Raw genomic sequence first — 22,120 nt, forward strand, 5'->3', positions numbered from 1 at the left:
TTCCTGTCGCTCCATCCATGCCGACCTCCAAACAGCCAGCAGCTTGAATCACAATCCTACGCCAATGGGAATCCTGAATGTAAACGAAACCTAGGCGTCGTCGCCCATCCTGAGCGCGGCGATGAACGCCTCCTGCGGGATGTTGACGTTGCCATATTCGCGCATCCGCTTCTTGCCCTCTTTCTGCTTTTCGAGGAGCTTCTTCTTGCGGGTCGCGTCGCCGCCGTAGCATTTGGCGGTCACATCCTTGCGCAGCGCGGCGATCGTTTCGCGCGCGATCACCTTGCCGCCGATCGCCGCCTGGATCGGGATCTTGAACATGTGGCGCGGGATCAGGTCCTTCAATCGCTCGCACATGCCGCGGCCGCGGCTTTCGGCCGAACCGCGATGGACGATCATCGACAGCGCGTCGACCGGCTCATTGTTGACGAGGATGCTCATCTTGACGAGGTCGCCGGGGCGGTGGCCGATCTGGTGATAGTCGAATGAGGCATAGCCGCGGCTGATGCTCTTGAGGCGGTCGTAGAAGTCGAACACCACTTCGTTGAGCGGCAGTTCGTAGGTGATCTGCGCACGGTCGCCCACGTAGGTGAGGTTCTTCTGGATGCCGCGGCGATCCTGGCAGAGCTTCAATATCGCGCCGAGATATTCGTCGGGGACATAGATGACCGCCTCGATCCATGGCTCCTCGATCTCCTCGATCCGGTTCGGGTCGGGCATGTCGGCGGGGTTGTGCAGCTCCATCTCGGTCGGGCCGCCGTCCTTCGAACGGGTGAGCTTCAGCTTGTAGACCACCGACGGCGCGGTGGTGATGAGGTCGAGGTCATACTCGCGGGTCAGCCGTTCCTGGATGATCTCAAGGTGCAGCAGGCCGAGGAAACCGCAGCGGAAGCCGAAGCCCAGCGCGGCGCTCGTCTCCATCTCAAAGCTGAACGACGCATCGTTGAGACGGAGCTTCTGGATGCTTTCGCGCAGTTTTTCGAAGTCGTTGGCGTCGGTGGGGAAGAGGCCGCAGAAGACGACCGGCTGCACCTCCTTGAACCCCGCCAGCGGCGCCGCAGCGGGTTTCTTGGCGTCGGTCACCGTATCGCCGACGCGCGCCTGCGCGACGTCCTTGATCTGCGCGGTGATGAAGCCGATCTCCCCGGAGCCGATCTCGGTCAGGTCCTGCCGCTTGGGTGTGAAGCAGCCGACGCGGTCGATCAGGTGGGTGGTGCCCGCCTGCATGAACTTGATCTGCTGGCCCTTTTTCAGCACGCCGTCGACGACGCGGACGAGGATGACGACACCCAGATAGGGGTCGTACCAGCTATCGACGAGCATCGCGACGAGCGGCGCCGCGGCGTCGCCCTTCGGCGCGGGAATCTTCGCGACGATGGCTTCGAGCGCTTCCTCGATGCCGATCCCCGACTTGGCCGAAGCGAGCACCGCGTCGTCCGCGGGCAGGCCGATGATATCCTCGATCTCCGCCTTCACCTTGTCGACGTCGGCGGCGGGCAGGTCGATCTTGTTGATGACCGGCACGATCTCGTGATCGTGCTCGATCGACTGATAGACGTTGGCGAGCGTCTGCGCCTCGACCCCCTGCGCCGCGTCGACGACGAGCAGCGCGCCCTCGCATGCGGCGAGCGAGCGCGACACCTCATAGGCGAAGTCGACGTGGCCGGGCGTGTCCATCAGGTTGAGCTGATAGGTCTCGCCATCCTTTGCCTTGTAGGAAAGGCGCACGGTCTGCGCCTTGATGGTGATGCCGCGTTCCTTTTCGATGTCCATGTTATCGAGCACCTGCGCCGACATCTCGCGCTCGGTCAGGCCGCCGGTGAACTGGATCAGCCGGTCGGCCAGCGTTGATTTCCCATGGTCGATATGGGCGATGATCGAGAAGTTGCGGATATGGGACAAGGGCGTGGTCATGCGCGGCCCGTTAGCAGCGGAAAGCCGCGCTGTCAGCAGGTCGCGGCACTGCGACGGACGCGGATAGTGCGGAAGTTGGCGAAAGTGCCGCGTATCGTGAGGACGGCATTAAACTTTAATGTATAAAATCAAATAGATAATTAAGTTAAAAGAGAGGCGGCACGGTCCGATGCTCCCTATCCGCGATCGGACGCGTGAAACGCGCCGTCGCCCTCACCCCTTTCCCGCGCCCACCGCTTCCAGGATGCGGTGGGCCATGTCCTCGTGGCTGGGGAAGGGAATGCCGCTGACCGCCGTGTCGTAGCGCGGGCGCGGGGGAGCCGGGGGTGCGGGCGGGCGGATATATTCGACGAGGGGCGTGCGCGGCAGGCCCATCGGGTCGGCCGCGGCGTCGTGATAGGGGTTGCCGTCGAACAGGCCGGCGAAGGCGGGGTCGAGGCGGTAGTTGGGCAGTTTCGCCACCACCGCGATGTCGCCCGCGACCTGCAACAGCATCTCGTCGGGCGGCAGCGCGAGGACGCCGACCGGGTCGGGGTGGCCGACGAGCCCCGCCATCGTCTGCGCCGCGAGCAGGGTGTTGGCGCCGAAGCACTGCACCACCTTGCTGTTGTTGACCATCGTCTGCCAATCGTCGGGATAGAGATACTGAAGCTGCGAGGCGTCCTGCCAGAAACTCCAGGTCTGGAGCCCATAGCCGCGCAGCAGCGTCACCGCCTGGCGCAGTTCGTTGAAGGTTCCGAGCTGCGCCGCCTCGTCGAGCACGAACAGCGTCGACGCCTCCGGCCGCGCACGGCGACGCATGATCGCGGTCATCAGCGCCCCGACCCACAGCCGCAGCAGCCGCCCGTGCGAGCCGAGCATGTGCGGCGGCATGACGATGTAGATGGTGAGCGGGTCGCCACGCGTCACCGCGTCGAAATCAATGCTCGACCGTTCGGTCGCCGCCTGCAGCGCGGGGCCGCGCATGAAGTCGATCGCTTCCTGCGCAAAGGCGACGATGCCGCCGACGGTCTCTGCCGCGTTGATCGCGAAAAGCTGTCCCGTCGCGCGCGCCTCCGGGTGGCGCGAGGCTTCGAGCGCCTGGATCAGCGCCGTCGCGTCGCCCGCCGCGCGATTCACCAGCGCGCGAAATTCGGCGAGCGTGTGCGTCTGCTTCGGCAGGTCGGTCAGCAGGTGAAAGAGGACGCCGACGAGGAGCTGGCGCGCGCGGCCCTGCCAGAAGCGGTCGCGGTCAGCGCTGGTGAAGGCGAGAAGCTGGTCGATCACGACATGCGCCTCGTCGACCGCGGTCGGAGCGAAGGGGTCGATCAGGTCGAGCGGGTTGAGCGCGCCGCCCTGGAAGGCGGTGATGCCCATCGGGTCGAGGACGATCACCTGCTGCCCCATGTCGCGGCGGCGGCGCGCGGTGATCGCCGCATTCTCCCCCTTCGGGTCGATGACGATCGCCGGGCCGCGGTGGCGCAGCAGCGACGGAACGACGCAACCGACACCCTTGCCCGCACCGGTCGGCGCGATGGTGATGAGATGCCCCTCGCCCGCGAGCAGGATCGGCAGCGCGGCGCGGCCGGCGGCGTCGACCTGATCGCCGAAGCTGAAGCCGACCGGGCGGCTGTGGCGGCGCGTTTCGAGCGACCAGCCGACGAGCAGCCCATCGCCCTCGATCGCGTCGGGCAGGCTGAGCGTCGCGGGCGATTGCGAGCCGAACTGGGCCGAAGCGCTGCTCATGCCATACCTCCCGCGGTACGCGGGCGGCTGACCAGCCCGTCATAGTCGATCTGCGGCGTCGCGACGCCGGTGAACAGGGGTTCGTCGTCGATCATCTCGACCAGCCCCGTCGCATCGAGCGAGAAGCGGCTGGCGAACAGCGCGTCGCCATAATAGACGAAGGCTTCGAGGTCCCAGCCCGTCGCCGTCTGGCGGACCGCGACCGGCCTGGCATGAGCGGCAAGGCCGGCGTCGGGAAACGCGCTGCCCGACAGGAGGGCGAAGCGCTCGCTATCCTCGATCAGGAAGAAGGGTCCCTCGTCGCCGCGCACCGCGCTGCAGAAGAAGCGCAGATAGTCGGCGGCGAGATCGGCGGTCGAGACATCAAGCGCGCCGCCTTCGTTGACGTCGTGGATCAGCGCCGAGGTACCGTCGAGTTCATGTGCGCCATAGGGGCCATAGAGGAAAGCGGCGGAGGCCGCCCCCTGTTTCGTGTCGACCAGCGCGTCGACCCACATCCAGCCGGGCCAGAAGGCGAGCGGGCGCACGCGGTAGCGGCGCATCGCCCCGGCATAGACGAGCGGCGTGCAGCGGATTTGCGACGAGACGAGCAGGTCGCGGAACTCGCGCGCAAGGTCGGGGTCGATTTCGTGCCAGGAACCCGAAAGCAGGGGCGGCGTCGGCCACCCGAACGGTTGCAGCATGATGATCCCCCACCCTCTTCGGTCGCGAACGGGAATAGGAGGCCAGACGGCGGAACGACAAGAAAAATCGACGTTCATACCCCTGAGACAGGAGCAAGGTGATCTCCGGCGAACGCCGGGGTCCATGCGAGGCAGACGCGCACCGTCCCGACCCCGGCGTGCGCCGGGGATCGCTCACCTGTCTGAAGGATGCCATTGCAAAAAATCCGGGGCCCTTCAGCCGAGGGCGAGCCAGCGCGCACAATCATCGCGGACGCGAGGGTCGGGGTCGGCGAGGCCGCGTTCGAGGGTCGCGGCGCGGGCATCCCGGCCCGCCACTGCCGCGAGCGCGGCGATCGCGTTCGCGCGGACGCGGGGGACCGGGTGCGCGCGCGCGAATTGGTCGGCGACGTCCCTGCCGTTTCCGGTCAGGTGGACGGCGCAGCGCAGCAGCATTTCGGACGCCGCGACTGTCGGACGGCGGGCGATGGCGCGGCGGTCCAGATCGACGATATACTGATCGCGCCACGGGACATGCTCGCCCTCGTCCATGATGTTGAGGCTGATCGAGAGCCGCTCGGGCGGACGCTGGCTGTGGATGTCGCGGTGGGCGCGGTAGAGGAGCATCCGGCCTTCGGAAAGCCGGCTGCGCCCGACGAAATTCAGCGCCATCGGTTCGCCGAGGCGACCGTCGACGCTCTCGGGGTCATAGTCGTAATCGTCGCTGACATAGCCCGGTCCCCAATAGCCGGTGGTCAGGAAGTGGAAATTATGGTCATGTGGCAGGCCGTAGGCGAAGGCCGCGGGGCCGCTGGCGGCATAGACGGCGTCGGTGGCGGCGGGCCACAGGTTGGCGCGCAGAAACCAGCCGCGGCGGCTGCGGTGGAGGAGGAAGACCTGCGCCGAATAGCGGTTCGCCGCGAGCTGGTCCGCGTAACTGGCCTTGAGCTCGGCGATGACGCGGTCGGCCAGAAACGAGCGGTTGCGCGCGAGGGCGGCGAGGAGCTGGACGCAGCGGGCAAGGCTGGCCTCGTCAGCGAGATCGACGCCCGATTCGTCGAGAGTAGCGGCGACGGTTTCGAGGTCGAGTTCGGGGCCGGCGGGGGGCGTTATCGAGCGGGGCATGGGAGTCCTTTACGCCCCTCCTCTTCAGAGGAGGGGTTGGGGGTGGTGCGGGCGATGTTGCGCGAGGTTTCGGCGACCACCCCGCTGCGACTAAGGCGCGAAGCGCCTAAGTCTCGCTGTCCCTCCCCTGAAGAGGAGGGGAGGACAGCAGCGCCAGCGTCGCTTGCGCGGCGCGGCGGACCTCGGGATGCGGGTCGGCGGCGGCCATGTGCGCAAGCGGCGCCGGGGCGACGGCGGGGTCGAGCGCGGCGAGTTCGCGCATCGCGTGCCAGCGCGCGGCGAAATCCCCGCTGCCCGCTTCCTCGGCGAAGAGCGGCGCGGCGTCGCGGCGACCCATGGTGCGGAGCAGGGTGAGCGCCATCGCGCGAAAGCTGCTGTCGCGGCGCGAGGCCGAAACGTGGACGAGCCGGCCGGTGGCCGTGTCATAGGCGCGGATCGGCAGGCGCGAGGGCGGCTGGACCGCCAGTTCGAGGAGGACCATGTCGCCGCGCCCGCCGGACAGGCTGAACGCGGCGCGGGCGCTGTCGAGGATCAGCGTCTCGCCGGTCACGAGCGGGCGCGGCGGGTCGCTGACGCATGGGCTCGCGGCAGCGGAAGTGAAGGCGCCCGCCTCTTCGGCGGCGCTGACGGCGACGCGGTGGAAGGCGATCGCCGCCCCCCCGGCGGCGAGGATGCGCGTCCGGGTGCGTCCCGGCGCGAAGATCGCGACCGGCGCCTCGGCTTGCGATACGGCGTCGAACGGGCGGACGAGCAGGCTGAGCCGGATCGCTCCCGCCTCGGCCAGCAGCAGCCCGCCGAGCGCGCCGCCGCCGACCGGGCGCAGCGGCGCGCGCGCGAAGACATCGGCACGGAGCAACGCGAGCGCGGCGTCGAGGCGCGCAGCCAGCCAGCCGGTGTCGGCGAGCCAGGGCGCGAGCGCGGCCAGCGCGGCGTCGGGGGCGGCATCCCGCTGCGCGCGCATCGCGGCGAGAAGACCGCCGGGATCTTGATCCTCGGTCGTCCATTGCTCCGCGAGCGCGGTCGCGGCGGCGCGCATCGCCCGCCGCCGCGCCGTATCGCCGCGCGGATAATGATCGTGGCGCGACGCCATGGCGATCAGTCGTAGATGATGAGAACGACCGTGACGGTGACCTCGAAAATCCCCGGCTTCGACGTCACCATGCCAGCGGCGCACGATCCGAACAGGCCGACCGCGGTGTCGAGCAGCGGCAAGGCCGCGATATCGAGTGGCGGCAATGTCATGATAATCCCCCTCTTGCAGACGCGGCGCTTCGGGCCGCGCCGGCAGGGGTCGGAAATCGGGGACGGCGGCGCCAGTTAACTTAATTTAATGGCGTAAGCCAAAGCGACAGGCCCGGCGGCGGGTCGGCGGGCGGCGCGGCGGCGACGTGGCGCGCGGCGTCGGCGCGGACGCGGTCGAGGATCGCGGCGGGGGTGGCGGCGGGGTGGAAGATATGGTCGGCCTCCCCCAGCAGGCGCGCGGCGCGCAGCGTCAGATCGTCGGGGTCGGCGCTGGTCAGATGCACGGTTTCGAGGCGCACGGGCGCGAGCACGCCGTCGGTGGCGAGCCAGGCCTCGACGCCGTCCGCCGCGCCGCCGTCCAGCGGGTCGAGGGGGCCGCGGGGGGCCAGCGCGGTATCGATCGCGCGGCGGCGGTCGGCGGCGGCGGGCCAGCGGGCGCGGATCGCGCCGCGCGCGGCGTGGAGCGCGGAGGCGAGCGCGCCGAGACGCGACGGGAGCAGCGCCTCGACGCGTTGCCGGATGGCCTTGGCGAGCCCCGCCGAAGCGCCGCCGGTGCCGATCGCGATGGTGACGGGGGCGCGGTCGACGATCGCGGGCGTGGTGAAATCGCACAGATCGGGCCGGTCGACGACATTGACGAGCAGGCCGCGGGCGCGCAACGCTTCGGCGGCGGCGCGCGCCTCGCCTTCGTCGGCGAGGGCGACGAAGGCGAGCCGGGCGCCGTCCTGCCATTCGGGCACGACGCGGCCGCCCGCGCGGGCGATCAGCCGCGCCTTGGCCGCGGCCGCCTCCCCGTCCCCGACCAGCACGACGGGGCGGCCGGCGAGGGTCAGGAAGATGGGAAACTGATGCATGGTGGGCCTATAGCAGGCCCCTCCCTTTCAGGGGAGGGGGCGGCTCAGGGTCAGTCGATCCAGTCGGGCACGCGCTCGGCCGCCATGATCGTGCCGGCGGCGATGCGGTCGGCGACGACGATGGAGCGGTCCCCGTCGACGAGCACCTCGGGGACGAGGCTGCGGCTGTTGTAGGTCGAGGCCATCGTCGCGCCATAGGCGCCGGCGGTGCGGAAGACGGCAAGGTCGCCCGATTCGACCCGGTCGATGGTGCGGTCGCGCGCGAAGGTGTCGCCGGTCTCGCACACCGGGCCGACGATCGAGGCGGTCATTTTTTCGCCCGTCGGTTCGACCGCGACGAAATCATGATAGGCATCGTAGAGCGCCGGGCGCGCGAGGTCGTTCATCGCGGCGTCGACGATGACGAAAGGGTTCGTCGCGCCGGGCTTGACCCACAGCACCTCGGTCAGCAGCACGCCGGTGTTGCCGGCGATGACGCGGCCGGGCTCGAACATCAGGGTCACGTCCCAGTTCTTCGTCACCCGCGCGACCATCGCGCCATATTCGGCCGGGCTCGGCGGATCGTCGTCGGGGCGATAGGGCACGCCGAGACCCCCGCCGAGGTCGACATGGGTGATGTCGTGTCCCGCGGCGCGCAGGTCGGCGACGAGGCGGCCGACGCGCTCGAACGCGGCCTCGAGCGGCGCGAGGCTGGTGAGCTGGCTGCCGATATGGAGCGCGATGCCGCGCATCTTCAGCCCCGGCAGGCCGGCGAGGCGGTCGAAGATCTCGGGCGCAGCGTCGATGCCGACGCCGAACTTGTTCTCCGCCTTGCCGGTCGAGATCTTGGCATGGGTGCCCGCATCGACGTCGGGGTTGACGCGCAGCACCGCCTGCGCGGTCGTCTCCTTCGCCAGCGCGATTTCGGCTAGCGCGATGCCCTCCGGCTCATGCTCGATATTGAACTGCCCGATGCCGCGATCGAGCCCCTGCGCCAGCTCGGCGCGGGTCTTGCCAACGCCGGAGAAGACGATGTCCTCCGCCGCCATGCCCGCGGCGAGCGCGCGCTCGAGCTCGCCGCCCGAAACGACGTCGGCGCCATAGCCCTGCCGCGCGAGCACACGCAGCACGCCGAGGTTGGGGTTGCACTTGATCGCGAAGGCGATGTGCTTCTTCGGCACGTCCTCGAGCGCGTCGCGAAACACCTGCGCATGGCGTTCGAGCGTCGCGCGCGAATAGACATAGACGGGGGTGCCGATCTCCTCGGCGATACGCGGCAGGGGGATGTCTTCGGCGTGGAGGACGCCGTCGCGATATTGAAAATGGTCCACAAACAGATCCTATATTTGATCCTTTGCTCGCTCCGAGCCCGTCGAAGGGCCGTTCTTCCTTTGCGCGCGACACAAGAAGGACGGGGCTTCGACAGGCTCGGCACGAACGGAAAATAGGTGGATTTCCGAAACTCAGCCCGGCGGGGGCAGGTCGAAATCGTCGGGTTCGCGCTGTTCGGAGCGTTTGAGAAGTTCGTCGCTGCGCGCGGGCACCGCCTGCGCGTCGGGCGTCGTAAGCTCCTCGTTCGTCGGGGGGCGGGTGGCGCCGATCGGGGTCACCGGGGGCGCCTGATCGGCCACGGGTTTCAGATCCTCGCGCTGGCCGCAGGCGCCGAGCGCCATGAGCAGCGCGGTGCCCGACAGGGCGGCGGCGATCGGACGGCGGTTTCGCATCTCAATCCTCCAGCGCGGCGCGGGCCGCGGCGATGGCTTCCCTTACCCGTTCGGGCGCGGTGCCGCCATAGCTGATCCGGCTGGCGACCGACGCCTCGACGGTCAGCGCCGCGAGCGCGGCGGGCGTGACGGCGGCGTGGATCGCCGCCGCTTCGCCGGCAGGCAGCTCCGACAGGTCAACGCCGAGCGCCTCCGATCGTTTCACGCAGGCGCCGACGATATGATGCGCCTCGCGGAACGGCACCCCCGCCTCGCGCACCAGCCAGTCGGCAAGATCGGTCGCGGTCGAGAAGCCCGAAGCGGCAAGCGCGCGCATCCGATCGGTGCGGAAGCTGAGCGTCTCGACCATCCCGGTCATCGCCGCGAGCGACAGGGCGAGCGCGTCGAAGGCGCCGAACACCGTTTCCTTGTCGTCCTGAAGATCCTTCGAATAGGTGAGCGGCAGCCCCTTCACGATCACCGCAAGCCGCTGGAAGGCGCCGAGCAGCAGGCCGGCGCGCCCGCGCACCAGTTCGGCGGCGTCGGGATTGCGCTTTTGCGGCATGATCGAGCTGCCGGTCGACCAGGCGTCGGGCAGGCTGACGAAGCCGAAGGGCTGGCTGGCCCAGATCACGATTTCCTCGGCCAGGCGCGAGAGGTGGAGTGCCGCGATCGACGCGGCGGCGCAAAATTCGAGCGCGAAGTCGCGGTCGGACACGGCGTCGATGCTGTTCGCCATCGGCCGGTCGAAGCCGAGCGCCGCCGCGGTCGCGGCGCGGTCGAGCGGGAAACTGGTCCCGGCGAGCGCCGCGGCGCCGAGCGGCGATTCGTTGAGCCGCGCGCGCGCGTCGCGAAAGCGCCCGCGGTCGCGCCCGACCATCTCGACATAGGCGAGCAGGTGATGGCCGAGCGTCACCGGCTGCGCGACCTGCAGATGGGTGAAGCCGGGCATGATGCTGTCCGCATGCTCGTCGGCGCGGGCGAGCAGCGCCGTCTGCAATGCCTTCAGCCCGGCGTCGATGCGGTCGCAGGCGGTGCGGACCCAGAGGCGGAAATCGGTCGCGACCTGGTCGTTGCGCGAGCGCGCGGTATGGAGGCGCCCGGCCGCGTCGCCGACGAGGGTCTTGAGGCGCGATTCCACCGTCATGTGGATATCCTCGAGCGCGAGGTCGACGGGCACGCCGCCCGCCGCGAATTCCCCCGCGATCTGCGCGAGGCCGGCGTCGATCGCGGCGGCGTCGGCGGCGGCGACGATGCCCTGCGCGCCGAGCATCGCCGCGTGGGCGCGGCTGGCGGCGATATCCTCTTCCCATAACCGCTTGTCGACGGGGATGGACGCGTTAATCTCTTGCATGATCGCCGCGGGTCCGCCACCGAAGCGGCCGCCCCACATGCTGTTGCTATCCGGAGAATCCGTCATCCGCCGCGTCCCAAATCCGAAAATCACGATCCTCGCCCTGCTGCTGGCCGGATCGGTCGCGGGCTGCGATAGGGAAAAGCACCGCGAGGAGCAAGCGGGCGCGCCCCAAGCAAATATTTCGGGCGGCGAAGCGGCGCGCGGCGTCGAGACGTTCCAGCATGTGGTCGACCGCAGTCACGCCGGCGATGCGGCGCCCGCCGCCGCCTTTCGCGGCCCCGACGATGCGCCGGTGACGCTGGCGGCGTTCCGGGGCAAGCCGCTGCTCGTCAACCTGTGGGCGACCTGGTGCGCGCCCTGCGTCGCCGAGATGCCGACGCTCGACAAGCTGGCCGCGGCGCGCGGCGACACGATGCAGGTGATCGCGGTCGCGATGGACCTGCAGGGGGCCGAGGTCGTCGATCCCTGGTTCCAGAAGGCCGGGCTGACGACGCTGCAGCCCTATCTCGACCCCGAGAATGCGCTGCTCGACGCGGCGGCGGGCGGATTGCCGACGAGCCTCTATTACGATGCCGAGGGCAAGGAGGTCTGGCGCGTCATGGGCGCGATCGACTGGCAGGGCGAGGAGGCGAAGGCGCTGCTGGCGGAGGCGGGGGCATAGGGTCGGGCCGATTGGCCATGACACCTCCCTCCTTTCGTCATCTCCCTTTTCGTCATTTCCGCGAAAGCGGGAATGACAAAGGCGCGCGCGGCCCTCCAGCCAGGTTTTCATATAGTTGAAAGACGCTTCGCGATATTGAAATTTTACTACCGCTGTCCTAGCGCCGATCCGAACGATGAAAGCGAGGCGGCCGATGCACGATTATTCCGACATCCGCGAAGAGGTCGCGAAGCTGTGCGCGCAGTTTCCCGGTCCCTATTGGCAGGCGAAGGACAAGGCGCGAGCCTATCCGTCGGAGTTCGTCGCGGCACTGGGCGAAGCGGGGTATCTCGCGGCGCTGATCCCCGAGGAATATGGCGGCGCGGGGCTTCCCCTCTCTGCCGCCGCGGCGATCCTCGAGGAAATCCAGCGCCAGGGCTGCAACGGCGGCGCGGTGCACGCGCAGATGTATGTGATGGGCACGCTGCTGCGCCACGGGTCCGAGGAGCAGAAGGCGCGGTACCTGCCGCGCATCGCCACCGGCGAGCTGCGTTTGCAGGCCTTCGGCGTCACCGAGCCGACGAGTGGCACCGATACGCTGAGCCTGAAGACCGTCGCGAAGAAGGACCCCGGATCGGGGTCCGGGGCAGGCGGCGACGAATATGTCGTCGACGGCCAGAAGCTGTGGACCAGCCGCGCCGAACATAGCGACCTGATGATCCTGCTCGCGCGCACGACGCCGCGCGAGGCCGCGGCGAGCCGTACCGAGGGGCTGTCGGTCTTTCTGGTTGACATGAAGGAAGCGCTTGCCGCGGGGACGCTGACGATCCGGCCGATCGACACGATGATGAACCATGCGACGACCGAAATCTTCTTCGACCGGATGCGCGTTCCCGCCGCGAACCTGATCGGCGAGGAGGGCAAGGGGTTCCGCTATATCCTGTCGGGGATGAATGCCGAGCGGCTGCTGATCGCGGCCGAGTGCATCGGCGATGCCAAGTGGTTCATCGACAAGGCGTCGGGCTATGCCAAGGAACGGGTGCTGTTCGGGCGTCCGATCGGCCAGAATCAGGGGGTGCAGTTCCCGATCGCGCGCGCCTATGCCCAGATGCGCGCCGCCGAATTGCTCGTCCATGACGGGATCGCCAGATATGAGGCGGGCGAGAATGCCGGGGCCGAGGCCAATATGGCGAAGATGCTCGCCGCCGAGGCGAGCTGGGCCGCGGGCGAGGCGTGCATCCAGACCCACGGCGGCTTCGGCTTTGCGGCCGAGTATGACATCGAACGCAAGTTCCGCGAGACGCGCCTCTATCAGGTCGCGCCGATCAGCACGAACATGATCCTGTCCTATGTCGCCGAGCATGTGCTGGGGATGCCGCGGAGTTATTGAGCGCCGTCGAGGACGGACATTAGAGCGCCGCGCGTTAAATCGGCACCACCCCAATTCCGTTCGTGTCGAGCGAAGTCGAGACACCCATCGGCCTTGCGCTACGTCGATGGGTGTCTCGACTTCGCTCGACACGAAAGGGACGGTGGGTCAGATTTGGGGCTCGCCGCTCTAAAGGTCGAACCGATTTCCCCTCCCGCAGGCGGGAGGGGAGAAGAGGCATCGCCTATGATCGATATACGAAAAAGAAGGGCGGACCCCTCGCGGCGCCCGCCCTTCCCTTGCGACCCCGAACAGCTCCGGGGGGAGGGTCAGCCGACCGTCACGCGGCCGACGCGATAGCCCTTCTTGCGCATTTCCTTCACATAATCCTTGTCGGCATCGACGACCTCGGTCGCCCATTCGTCCCAGGCGTCCCAGCGGTCCTCGCGGTCGGTCGCGTGGCGCAGGTCGCTGCCGAGTTCCTTTTCGGCCTCGAGAATGTCGGCCTTGTAGTTGTACCAATATTGATTGACGATGCCGGCGATGGGAACCGTGCGAATTTCGGGGCGATCGAAGCCCGGCGGCATCGCGTCATAGGGCACCGCCGCCACGGCGGCGCCGGCGGGGAGAGCCAGAAATACGGCCATAACCGTCCATTTTTTCATCGTCTTTCTCCTTTGGACCCGGTGGTCAGGAGAAGAACGAAGCAGTGCGGGCTTTTCTTCCCGGCTCGACCCCGGAAATGACACGGCCCGCGGTGGAATCGCGCTTTGTTCCCGGATCATGCCTGTCTGGATTCACCCTACGGCGACATGTCATTCGGCAGATTTACCCCGGATGCGCCTCGTCGCCGACCGAGGAGCGCAGCAGGCCGCGGAATATCTCCTGCGCGCTGCGCCGGCCCTGCGTCGCGTCGAACACGTCGCGCGCGATCGGCATGTCGATGCCGTGGTGCCGCGCGAGGGCGATGACGGTCGGGGCGCTTTTCACCCCTTCGGCGACCATGTGCATGTCCGCGACGATATCGTCGATGGCCCGCCCCCTGCCGAGTTCGACCCCGACGTGGCGGTTGCGCGACAGGGCGCTGGTGCAGGTCGCGATCAGGTCGCCCATACCGGCGAGGCCGGCGAAGGTTTCGGCGCGGCCGCCCATCGCGACGCCGAGCCGGGTGATCTCCGCCAGCCCGCGCGTCATCAGCGCGGCGCGGGTATTGTCGCCGGCGCCGAGCCCGTCGCCCATGCCGACCGCGATCGCGACGATATTCTTGAGCACCCCGCCGAGCTCGCAGCCGAGCAGGTCGGTGTTGGTGTAGACGCGGAACAGGCCCGAGTGGAACAGCGGCTGGAGCGCGCGGACGACGATTTCGTCCTCCATCGACAGCACGCTGGCCGCCGCCTGTCCGCCCATGATCTCACGCGCGAGATTGGGGCCGGTGAGGACGCCGACCGGATGGCCGGGCAGGATGTCCTCGATCAGTTCGGTCATCCGCTTTTCGGTGTCGAGTTCCAGCCCCTTGGTCAGGCTGATGACCGGAACCCATGGGCGCAGATGGCGCTTCGCCTCTTCGAGCACGGCGCGGAAGCTGTGCGAGGGCACGCCGACGACGAGCACGTCGGCCCCCGCCACCGCCTCCGCCATGTCGGCGGTCGCGCGCAGCGCCGGCGGCAGCTTGATGCCGGGAAGATATTTGTGATTCTCGTGCAGCCGGTTGATGCCGTCGACGGTCGCGGCGTCGCGCGCCCACAGCGTGATCGGCGCGTTGCGCGACACCACCGACGCGACCGTGGTGCCCCAGCTTCCGCCGCCGAGCAGTCCGACCCTGAGCCGCATAAGCCCCCTCCCCTGTTCCGGGCGCGAGAGTGGCGCGCCGGAAGCGGGTTGGCAAGATGCCCTCATCGTCACCCCGGACTTGATCCGGGGTCCCGCTCAGCGGCGGGGAAAAGCGGGACCCCGGATCAAGTCCGGGGTGACGAAGGGCTAGGAGAGCCTGGCAAGGAAGCCCTTGATCGCGGCGGCCGTCGCCTTTGGGTCCTCGATCATCGGGACGTGCCCGACATGGTCGAAGATCTGCGCCTGCGCGCCCGCGATTCCGGCTTCGAGGACGGGGACGCAGCTTACGTCGATCAGCCGGTCGTGGCGGCCCCAGAGGATCAGCGTCGGCACCCTGACCTCACCGAGCCGGTCGTTGAGCGGGTGGTCGCGCATCTCCGACGCGATGACCCAGAAGATACCGTCGAGCTGGTCGCGATATTTGAGTGCGTCGCGGTAGAGCGCGGGCTTGAGACGCGCGGGGATGTGCGGGGGCTTGTGGACGACCATCGCGACGAGCCGATCGGCGTCGTCGAGATTGGCGATCACCAGCGGGTTATAATCCTCGTTCGCCGCCTGTTTTTCGAGGTCGCTTTCGTTCGCGCCCTTCACCCCCGCGTTGTTCAGCAGGATCAGGCTGGCGAGCGCGTCCGGATAGTCGAGGGCGTAGCGCAGCGCGATCCAGCCGCCCATGCTGTTGCCGGCGACGTGCGGCCGATCTAGCCCGAGCGCGTCGATGAAGTCCTTCAAACGCTCGGTCTGCGCCGCGATGTCGTAGGCGAGCTGCGGGTTGCGCTCATTCTCTCCGAAGCCCGGCAGGTCGGGCGCGATGACGTGATAGCCGCGCAGATGCGCCGCGAGCATCGGCCAATTGTCCTTGTCGCCGGCAAAGCCGTGGACGAGCAGCAAGGTCGGCTTCGCCGGGTCGCCGCCCTCGAGATAGGGCCAGACGCGGCCGTCGACGGTGACGCGCCGTTCCACCAGCCCGCCGCGCCGGCGCAGCAGCCAGCGGCCGAAGGCGACAAGGCGGCCGGGGAAGATGAAATAGAGCAGCGCCAGCGCGATCAGCGGGGCGACGAGGAGGACGAGAAGGAATTTCATGGCAGGCTAACTCGCTCTTTTCATGCCGTTCGTGTCGAGCGAAGTCGAGACACCCATCGGCCTTGCGCCACGCCGATGGGCGTCTCGACTTCGCTCGACACGAACGGGATTTGGGGTTGGCTCAATCCTTCGCGACATGCCCATCGAACCAGTCGATCAGATCATCCAGCACCGCGCCCTTTTCGGGCTCGTTGTAGATTTCGTGGAACAGGCCCGGATAGATTTCGAGCCTTTTGTCGGTCGAGGCGACATGGTCGAACAGGAAGCGCGAGCCTTCAGGGGCGGTGAGGCGGTCTTCAGCGCCGTGCTGGAGGAGCAGCGGCAGGGCGATCGCCCCCGCCCCCTCGCGCGCCCGCGCCATCGCGTCGAACATCTCGGCCGCGAGCCGCGCGCTCATCTTGCCGCTGTGGACGAAGGGGTCGGCGAGATAGGCGGCGACGACAGCAGGGTCGCGGCTGACCCCGGTCGGATCGAGCTTCATCACCCCGGCACGCGGAAAATAGCGCGACAGGAAGCGGCTGATCCAGACGGTCAGCCGCGACGGCGGCGCGGGGGTCAGGATCGCGGGGCCGGACAGCGCCGCCGCGGCGAAATCGCGCTGGCGTTCGATCAGCAACAGCGCCGCGATCAGCCCGCCCATGCTGTGGCCGAGGAGCAGGCGCGGCTTGCCGGGCCACGCCTCGCGCACGCGCCCGATCAGCGCCGCCATGCCCTGCACATAGAGGGCGAAGCGGGGCACATAGCCCATGGCGCCGTCCGATTTGCCATGGCCCATATGGTCGACGCCATAGACGGCATAGCCCGCCGCGGTCAGCCGCGCCGCGACATGACCGTAGCGCCCGGCGTGCTCGGCATAACCATGGGCGAGCAGCACCACCGCCCTGGGGTCGCCGGTCGGCAGCCAGCGGGTGACCGCGAGGGTCGCGCCGTCGCCGCCCCGTCCCGGCGGGAGGCCGAGCGGCGCGTTGTCGGCGCTCACCGCACCGGGTCCGCGAGCGCGCCGGCGCGGTGACCGGGGCCATCGTCGCCGCGCCGGTCGATCCTTGCGAGGATGGCGTCGAGCGCGCGGCTGATCGCGGTCTGGGTGCGCACCATCTCGACCTTCGGCCAGGCGGTGCGGCGGCCGGTGTCGATCAGGTCGTCGATATCCTCCTGCTCCAAGTCGGAGAGGATCTTGGTCGGCGACCAGTAGCGGGGCGGACGGATGATGTTGATGTCGCCGGTATATTCCTGGTTGATGACCGAGCGCGCCATATTGGCGAGGCTGTTGAGCGGCGGCACCAGTTCGAGCGGCTTCCTGAAGATCGTCATATTGGCGTTGAGCCACGCCTTGAAGGTGGCCAGCGATGCGTGCTGGATCGCCTCGATCGGCGCCATCTGCTTGCGCGTGTCGGTCGCGAAGGGCAGCGCGAGCGGGTTGGCCTGGCTGACGATATGATGGTTGACGCCATAAAGGCGTTCGAGCCGCCGGGTCGGAATGTCGTGCGTCACCGACCCGTCGACCCAGCGCCGGTCGGGCTGATAGGGAACGCGCGCGCCGTCCTCGCCGCGCGCCATCAGCATGACCGGCGGAAAGACGCCGGGCACCGCGCAGGAGGCGAGCACCGCCTCGCGGATCAGCACATTGGGCGCGGTGATCGCGTTCAGGAGGCGACCGTTCTGGTGCTTTTCGGCCGGGGCGACCGAGACGTTGAGGTGCCGCCCGCTGACCTCATAGGCCTGCTGGAAGGTCAGGTCGGGGATGAGGTCGGCGAGCCGCCCGGCGACCTCGCCCGGATCGAGACGGCGCAGTTCGGGGTCGCGGTCGGGGTTGGCGAGGCGGTCGCTGGCGAGGAAGGCGCCCATGTCGCGGTCGCGCCGGGTGCAGACGATCGCCGCGACGATCGACCCGCCGCTCGACCCCGCGAGGATCGTGGGCAGCACGCCCTCGCTCCACAGCGCCTCGACGACGCCGATGTGGAAGAAGAGGAAGCTGCCCGAGCCCGAGAGCAGCAGCGCCGAACGGCCGTAGCAATGCTGGGCGCGGCGAAAGAAGTCGCGCTTTTCCTCGCGCGGGATCGCGCGCGAGGCGGCGATGCGGTCGAGCGCGGCGACGACTTCCGCGACATAATCCTCGATCAGCCGCTTGGTGCCGAAACGCGCCTTTTGATAGAGGCGCTCGTTGCCCATGCCGTCGATATTGCCGTGGATGCCCTCGTTGAGCGTGAAGAGCAGCCCCTTGACGTCGCCCGCGGCGGACAGTTCGCGCAGCCGGTCGAGCCGGGCACGGATCGCGCGATGGTCGAAATGCTCGCTCTCGTCGGCGTCGCGCCACGCCTGCATCCCCGATCTGGCGTCGTGCGCCTGCGCGGCCTTCGACCAGGCGGCATAGTCCGCGGCCTTGGCAAGCGCGGCGTCGGCGCTGAGCGTGGGGGTGAAGAGCATGGAGTGGTCCTGCGTTGTCTTGATTTTCCGCGATCCTTGCCGGTTGCGTTGCCTTTGGCAACTGTTTTGGTTTCGCCGCCCACCCTCAGCGACGGGGAAAAGCGGGACCCCGGATCAAGTCCGGGGTGACGAAGAGGAGGGCTTCTTCTTTCCCTTTCCCGGAGTCATGGTTTTCGCCGGTTTCGGAGCCTCCGCCTTCGCTTTCGGTTTTGCCTTGCTCGTCTTCGCCGCCTCGACCTTTGGCGCCGCCTTCATCAGGTCGGCGAAGCTGGCGTCGATGCAGGTGCGGAAGAAAGCGATATCGGGCATGATCGCGCGTTCCGAGATCAGCGAGAAGGCGATGCGGCCGTTGTAGCTGGGGGTGGCGACGAACAGGCCCATATTGTTGGCGAGCGGCGCGGCGCCGAACTGCTGCACGAGCCGGGCGCCCGCCAGATAGAGCGGCACCTGCGCGCCCGGCACGTTCGAGATGAAGAGGTTGGTGCCGCGCACCGCGAAGCGCTCGCTGGTCAGGATGCGCGCGACCGCGGCCATCGTCGCGCCGGGGATATGCTGCGAGAGGTCGGTCATCAACCGCGCGCTGACGCCGGCCTTCGCCTCCTTCGCCTCGACCGTGTAGTCGCGGATCGCCGCGAGCCGTTCGAGCGGATCGGCGATATCGGTGCGAACCGGCACGCTCATCGCCGAGACCTGGTTGCCGGGGGTCGAGGCCCCCTTGCCTCCTGGCCCCGCTCCCTTCTCCTTGCCGCGCAGGTTGATCGGCGCGACGGCGACGAGGCTTTCCTTCGGCAATTCCTTGTGCTTCGCCAGATATTTGCGGAGCGCCCCGCCGACGGTCGCGATCACCACGTCGTTGACCGTGGCGCCGGGCACCTTCCTGCGGATTTCCGCGACGTCGGCGAGCGCCACCGTCGTGCCGTCGAACATCTTGTGCGGGCCGACGGGGACGTTGAAGCGCGTTTCGGGCACGCCCGCCGCCATCCCGCCCTCGGCAATGGATTTGCGCGCCGAGGCGATGACCGCCGGCGACACCTTCATCAGCGCGTTCATGAACTTGACCGGCGACTGGAGCGAGGCGGACCAGGCGCGCGTCACCGACTCCGCGCTCGACGGGGCGCGGCCCAGCGATTCGACCGGCGGCGGCTCCGCGATCGCCGGCGTGCCCGCCGCGTCGATATCGCTCATCGCGATGAAGGCGTGGGCACCCGAGGCGCCGTCGACCGCGGCGTGATGGACGCGGTGGAGCATCGCGAAGCTGCCCGGCGGGATGCCCTCGATCCGGTCGAGCCCCTCGATGATATAAATGTCCCAGAGCGGGCGGTTCATGTCCATCGGCTTCGAGAACCAGCGCGCGACCGCGATGCAGAACTGCCGCCAGTCGCCGGGTTCGGGCAGGCGCGCGTGGCTCATGTGCGCCTCGATGTCGAAATGCTCGTCCTCGACCCAATAGGGATGATCGACGTCGAAGGGCAGCCGGTGGAGGCGGCGCCGGAACAAGGGCGAGGTGTGGACGCGGCTTTCGACGTGCGCGATGATGTCCTTGAAGCGCACGAAGCCGCCGGGCGCAGTCGATGGATCGTAGATATAAACCCCCATGATGTGCGTCAGATTGTTCGCGGTCTGCGTGTAGAGGAACTGGGCGTCCTGCGCGCTGAGCTGTTTGAGCATGTTCGTTCTCCTACTCCATCGTCATTGCGAGGAGCCGAAGGCGACGCGGCAATCCAGAGCACGCGTAATCCGCTCTGGATTGCTTCGCTTCGCTCGCAATGACGAAGTTGGGATAAGTCAAGTTCATCCTCCCTGGGGTGACAAACGATCCGCGAGCGCCAGCGTCGCGAGGCGCATCGATTCCATGACGTTGGCGAGCCCGCGGAGCTCGACGAGCAGCGCGCGTCGCGCCCTCAGCCCGTCGGGGGTCGCCGTCTCGGCCAGCCCCCTGTGCCGCATCAGCGACAGGCCGTTGGCGAAGAGCAATTTCCCGATCGCCGCCTCGCTGCTGATCCGGCGGAGCAGCCACGCCTGGCGCCCCTCGACGAGCGCGGCATCGAGCAGCGCCCTTTCGTCGACCGCATCGCCCGGCGCCGCGCGGGCGAGAAGGCCGGCGACGACCGAATAGGCCTCGGCGAAGGGCAGCAATATCGCATGGCCGACGAGCGGCTGGCAGCGGCGGATGAGCTGCGCCACGCCGCGGTCGCCGCTCGCGAGGCGCCTCGCCCAAGCGGGGTCGATGCGCGCCAGCTCGGCCTCGAGCGCGGCGCGGTGCGCGTCGCGCCGTGGATAGAAGAATTCGAATTTGAACAGGTCGCGCAGCCGGTCGACCTTCGCCCAGAAGGCCTCGGTCGCATCGCGGCTGTCGGCGTCGCGCAGCTCGAACAGCGCCAGCTCGATCATCGCGCGGTCGAGGAAATGATGCGCGATGATGTTGCGGTAATAGCTCGCCATCGGATGATGCGCGGGCTCAATCGAATAGACGGTCTCGCTGCCCGCCGCGAAGCGGGTCAGGAGGCCGCTCGCGACGAGCGTGTCGAGCGTTGCCGCGAGCGCGGCGTCGTCGCCGCTTTCGAGTTCGCGGCTGAGGCGGATATCGCGCTCGCGCGCCCACGCCTTCACCCGGTCGATGGTCACGCGCATCTCGCCTTCGGTGACGCCGCGCGGCGCGGTGCCGAGCAGGATCAGGCAGAGCAGCGAGGTGACGGTGAGCGGGGTCACGCGATTCGCCTCGACCGCGACCGAGAAGGCGATCCGCTCGAGCGCGCGCCGATCGTCGGGACCGGGCGCGCGGTCGATCACTACTGGCTCGCCGATGTCGATACGAATGCGGCCCGACGGCGCCCGCAGGCTTTTCATATAGCCGAGGAACCAGGACAGCGATTCGGGCTTCTTGCTCCGCCCGGTCTGCTCGGCGGCATATTCCTCGACGTCGCGGATCAGGTCGAAGCTGGTGACGAAGGGGACGAAATGGACGTCCCCGGTCCCCGTCGCGTGCGCGGCGTCGAGGACATATTTCATCAGACCATATTTGGGCGGCATCAGCTTGCCGAGCCGCGAGCGCGTGCCCTCGAACGCCCAGCTCAAGGGAAAGCGCTTGGCGAGCAGCCAGGCGATATAATGGCGCAGCACCAGCTTGTAGACCGGCTGATCCTGAAAGCTCCGCCGGATGAAGATCATCCCCGAGCGGCGGAAGAACTGCCCCATCACCGCGAAGTCGAGATTGGCGCCGCCGAAGCTGTGGAGCATCGGGAGATCGTTTTCATAGGCGAGGCGGCTGGGCGTCGCGCCGTCGATATAGGTCTTGTGGGTGAAGAGGATGCAGGTCGGATGCTCGCGCAGCACCGACCGCAGCTTCGTCAGCTCCGCCGCGTCGACCTCCATCTCGGGCGCGTAGCCGCCGAACATCATGCGGTCGAGCCGCGCGCGCAGGTCGAGGAACAGCGCGCCGGGGGTCGCGATGACCTCCTTCATCAGCGGCCGCGCCTCGCGGTAGAGGTCGGCGACCGGGCGGCCGAGCTGCTGCGCGAGATCGGCGAGCGCGGCGCGGAACTTCGGGCTGGTGCGCAGGCTGTCGGCGACGAAGCGCGGCACCTTGTAGCGGGTGCCGCGAATGCCGCGTTCGGCGACGTCGAGCGCGAGCCCCGCCTGCCGCGCGACGAAGGCGGCGAATTCGCTCCCGCCCTCCGCGCCGTCACCGCCGCCGGTCTGGGCGAGGAAGCGGTCCCGGAGCACGTCCCCGGTCGCGGCCTCCCCGACGAGGATCTGCGCGCGCCGCCGGTCGCGCCACAGGATGAGTTGCGCGCGGAGTGACCCCGGCTGGCGCGGGTCGCCGAAGATCAGATGGCGGAATTTTAGCGCGCGCTCGCGCTCGAAATGGGGGATGCGCCACGCGACGCGCAGCGGCACGACCTGCCGGCCCGCCGCGTCGGCGAGGCGCGCCTCGAGCGTGTCGAGATCGAGCGCATGGTCGCCGTCGGCGATCGACAGGCTGACCCATTGCGGCGCCTGATCGCCGCCGAGGTCGCCCGCGGTCGCGTGGACCCAGTCGAGCAGCACCCGCCGCTCGACCCGGTTGCGCGCGTCGATGATATAGAGCCGGTCCGCCGCGGCGGCCTGGAAAGCGACGGGCGCGCGGGGCGTGCCGTCGGCCATATCGTCACGCTTCCCCCGTCATTGCGAGCGGCGAAGCCGCGCGGCAATCCAGCGTTGCGTAAACCGCCCTGGA

The 22,120-nt window shown here is 68.5% G+C and carries 19 protein-coding genes; 2 read left to right on the plus strand and 17 right to left on the minus strand.

Translation table 11 applies throughout. The annotated features are described in order from the left end of the window. Positions 1 to 90: 90 nt before the first annotated feature. The 10 genes from lepA to argH all read right to left on the minus strand — a co-directional run bounded on the left by lepA (position 91) and on the right by argH (position 10,597). Positions 91 to 1,914, minus strand: coding sequence for a translation elongation factor 4 (gene lepA / locus FHR21_RS20025; protein ID WP_184101612.1), 1,824 nt, complete (start codon positions 1,912 to 1,914; stop codon positions 91 to 93). A 213-nt stretch (positions 1,915 to 2,127) separates the two neighbouring features. Further along, entirely contained in the window at positions 2,128 to 3,639 is a 1,512-nt protein-coding gene (locus FHR21_RS20030) for a type IV secretory system conjugative DNA transfer family protein (RefSeq protein ID WP_184101614.1), read from the minus strand. Continuing rightward, positions 3,636 to 4,322, minus strand: coding sequence for a hypothetical protein (locus tag FHR21_RS20035; protein WP_184101616.1), 687 nt, complete (start codon positions 4,320 to 4,322; stop codon positions 3,636 to 3,638). Before FHR21_RS20035 ends, FHR21_RS20030 begins: the two co-directional genes overlap by 4 nt. A 216-nt stretch (positions 4,323 to 4,538) precedes the next feature. Further along, a complete protein-coding gene (locus FHR21_RS20040; RefSeq protein ID WP_184101623.1) occupies positions 4,539 to 5,426 on the minus strand; it encodes a transposase in 888 nt (295 codons plus the stop codon). A 106-nt stretch (positions 5,427 to 5,532) separates the two neighbouring features. Next, a complete protein-coding gene (locus FHR21_RS20045; RefSeq protein WP_184101624.1) occupies positions 5,533 to 6,516 on the minus strand; it encodes a HEAT repeat domain-containing protein in 984 nt (327 codons plus the stop codon). Between the two features lie 5 nt (positions 6,517 to 6,521). After that, complete coding sequence (locus tag FHR21_RS20050) at positions 6,522 to 6,668, minus strand: hypothetical protein (protein WP_184101626.1); 147 nt, start codon at positions 6,666 to 6,668, stop codon at positions 6,522 to 6,524. Positions 6,669 to 6,748: 80 nt separating this feature from the next. After that, positions 6,749 to 7,522 (minus strand): precorrin-2 dehydrogenase/sirohydrochlorin ferrochelatase family protein, encoded by a 774-nt coding sequence (locus tag FHR21_RS20055; protein ID WP_184101628.1) that lies wholly within the window; start codon positions 7,520 to 7,522, stop codon positions 6,749 to 6,751. Between the two features lie 50 nt (positions 7,523 to 7,572). Beyond that, a complete protein-coding gene (gene lysA / locus FHR21_RS20060) occupies positions 7,573 to 8,832 on the minus strand; it encodes a diaminopimelate decarboxylase (protein ID WP_184101630.1) in 1,260 nt (419 codons plus the stop codon). Between the two features lie 132 nt (positions 8,833 to 8,964). Beyond that, entirely contained in the window at positions 8,965 to 9,225 is a 261-nt protein-coding gene (locus tag FHR21_RS20065) for a hypothetical protein (protein ID WP_184101632.1), read from the minus strand. A 1-nt stretch (position 9,226) separates the two neighbouring features. After that, positions 9,227 to 10,597, minus strand: a complete 1,371-nt coding sequence (argH, locus tag FHR21_RS20070) for an argininosuccinate lyase (RefSeq protein ID WP_184101661.1) — start codon at positions 10,595 to 10,597, stop codon at positions 9,227 to 9,229. Between argH and FHR21_RS20075 the strand changes: the two genes are divergently transcribed. Together FHR21_RS20075 and FHR21_RS20080 are read left to right on the plus strand one after the other, a co-directional pair. Then, positions 10,596 to 11,222, plus strand: a complete 627-nt coding sequence (locus FHR21_RS20075; protein WP_184101634.1) for a TlpA family protein disulfide reductase — start codon at positions 10,596 to 10,598, stop codon at positions 11,220 to 11,222. The two genes, argH and FHR21_RS20075, sit on opposite strands and share 2 nt — an antisense overlap. A 193-nt stretch (positions 11,223 to 11,415) precedes the next feature. Then, the gene (locus FHR21_RS20080) at positions 11,416 to 12,591 is read left to right on the plus strand and encodes an acyl-CoA dehydrogenase family protein (RefSeq protein WP_221235290.1); all 1,176 of its coding nucleotides are present in this window, start codon (positions 11,416 to 11,418) and stop codon (positions 12,589 to 12,591) included. Between the two features lie 308 nt (positions 12,592 to 12,899). Here FHR21_RS20080 and FHR21_RS20085 read toward each other — a convergent pair whose 3' ends face one another. The 7 genes from FHR21_RS20085 to FHR21_RS20115 form a co-directional block, all read right to left on the minus strand. Next, positions 12,900 to 13,235, minus strand: a complete 336-nt coding sequence (locus tag FHR21_RS20085) for a hypothetical protein (RefSeq protein WP_184101638.1) — start codon at positions 13,233 to 13,235, stop codon at positions 12,900 to 12,902. Between the two features lie 163 nt (positions 13,236 to 13,398). Then, positions 13,399 to 14,400, minus strand: coding sequence for an NAD(P)H-dependent glycerol-3-phosphate dehydrogenase (locus FHR21_RS20090; RefSeq protein ID WP_184101640.1), 1,002 nt, complete (start codon positions 14,398 to 14,400; stop codon positions 13,399 to 13,401). A gap of 147 nt (positions 14,401 to 14,547) precedes the next feature. Then, positions 14,548 to 15,480 (minus strand): alpha/beta fold hydrolase, encoded by a 933-nt coding sequence (locus FHR21_RS20095; protein ID WP_184101641.1) that lies wholly within the window; start codon positions 15,478 to 15,480, stop codon positions 14,548 to 14,550. A gap of 121 nt (positions 15,481 to 15,601) precedes the next feature. Further along, positions 15,602 to 16,459 (minus strand): alpha/beta fold hydrolase, encoded by an 858-nt coding sequence (locus tag FHR21_RS20100; RefSeq protein WP_184101643.1) that lies wholly within the window; start codon positions 16,457 to 16,459, stop codon positions 15,602 to 15,604. Continuing rightward, positions 16,456 to 17,904, minus strand: coding sequence for a DUF3336 domain-containing protein (locus FHR21_RS20105; RefSeq protein WP_184101645.1), 1,449 nt, complete (start codon positions 17,902 to 17,904; stop codon positions 16,456 to 16,458). The genes FHR21_RS20100 and FHR21_RS20105 overlap by 4 nt, the downstream gene beginning before the upstream one ends. A 114-nt stretch (positions 17,905 to 18,018) precedes the next feature. Next, complete coding sequence (locus tag FHR21_RS20110) at positions 18,019 to 19,572, minus strand: wax ester/triacylglycerol synthase family O-acyltransferase (protein ID WP_246427366.1); 1,554 nt, start codon at positions 19,570 to 19,572, stop codon at positions 18,019 to 18,021. A 123-nt stretch (positions 19,573 to 19,695) separates the two neighbouring features. Then, complete coding sequence (locus FHR21_RS20115) at positions 19,696 to 22,047, minus strand: glycerol-3-phosphate 1-O-acyltransferase (RefSeq protein WP_184101647.1); 2,352 nt, start codon at positions 22,045 to 22,047, stop codon at positions 19,696 to 19,698. Between the last annotated feature and the right edge of the window lie 73 nt (positions 22,048 to 22,120).

This window comes from Sphingopyxis panaciterrulae (genome assembly GCF_014199295.1).
In the GTDB taxonomy this organism is placed as follows: Bacteria; Pseudomonadota; Alphaproteobacteria; order Sphingomonadales; family Sphingomonadaceae; genus Sphingopyxis; species Sphingopyxis panaciterrulae.

Bases quoted from the DNA above. Each gene is read 5' to 3' on its own strand.
- lepA (WP_184101612.1), bottom strand. From the start codon at position 1,914: ATGACCACGCCCTTGTCCCATATCCGCAACTTCTCGATCATCGCCCAT.
- FHR21_RS20030 (WP_184101614.1), bottom strand. From the start codon at position 3,639: ATGAGCAGCGCTTCGGCCCAGTTCGGCTCGCAATCGCCCGCGACGCTC.
- FHR21_RS20035 (WP_184101616.1), bottom strand. From the start codon at position 4,322: ATGCTGCAACCGTTCGGGTGGCCGACGCCGCCCCTGCTTTCGGGTTCC.
- FHR21_RS20040 (WP_184101623.1), bottom strand. From the start codon at position 5,426: ATGCCCCGCTCGATAACGCCCCCCGCCGGCCCCGAACTCGACCTCGAA.
- FHR21_RS20045 (WP_184101624.1), bottom strand. From the start codon at position 6,516: ATGGCGTCGCGCCACGATCATTATCCGCGCGGCGATACGGCGCGGCGG.
- FHR21_RS20050 (WP_184101626.1), bottom strand. From the start codon at position 6,668: ATGACATTGCCGCCACTCGATATCGCGGCCTTGCCGCTGCTCGACACC.
- FHR21_RS20055 (WP_184101628.1), bottom strand. From the start codon at position 7,522: ATGCATCAGTTTCCCATCTTCCTGACCCTCGCCGGCCGCCCCGTCGTG.
- FHR21_RS20065 (WP_184101632.1), bottom strand. From the start codon at position 9,225: ATGCGAAACCGCCGTCCGATCGCCGCCGCCCTGTCGGGCACCGCGCTG.
- FHR21_RS20075 (WP_184101634.1), top strand. From the start codon at position 10,596: ATGCTGTTGCTATCCGGAGAATCCGTCATCCGCCGCGTCCCAAATCCG.
- argH (WP_184101661.1), bottom strand. From the start codon at position 10,597: ATGTGGGGCGGCCGCTTCGGTGGCGGACCCGCGGCGATCATGCAAGAG.
- FHR21_RS20080 (WP_221235290.1), top strand. From the start codon at position 11,416: ATGCACGATTATTCCGACATCCGCGAAGAGGTCGCGAAGCTGTGCGCG.
- FHR21_RS20085 (WP_184101638.1), bottom strand. From the start codon at position 13,235: ATGAAAAAATGGACGGTTATGGCCGTATTTCTGGCTCTCCCCGCCGGC.
- FHR21_RS20090 (WP_184101640.1), bottom strand. From the start codon at position 14,400: ATGCGGCTCAGGGTCGGACTGCTCGGCGGCGGAAGCTGGGGCACCACG.
- FHR21_RS20095 (WP_184101641.1), bottom strand. From the start codon at position 15,480: ATGAAATTCCTTCTCGTCCTCCTCGTCGCCCCGCTGATCGCGCTGGCG.
- FHR21_RS20105 (WP_184101645.1), bottom strand. From the start codon at position 17,904: ATGCTCTTCACCCCCACGCTCAGCGCCGACGCCGCGCTTGCCAAGGCC.
- FHR21_RS20110 (WP_246427366.1), bottom strand. From the start codon at position 19,572: ATGCTCAAACAGCTCAGCGCGCAGGACGCCCAGTTCCTCTACACGCAG.
- FHR21_RS20115 (WP_184101647.1), bottom strand. From the start codon at position 22,047: ATGGCCGACGGCACGCCCCGCGCGCCCGTCGCTTTCCAGGCCGCCGCG.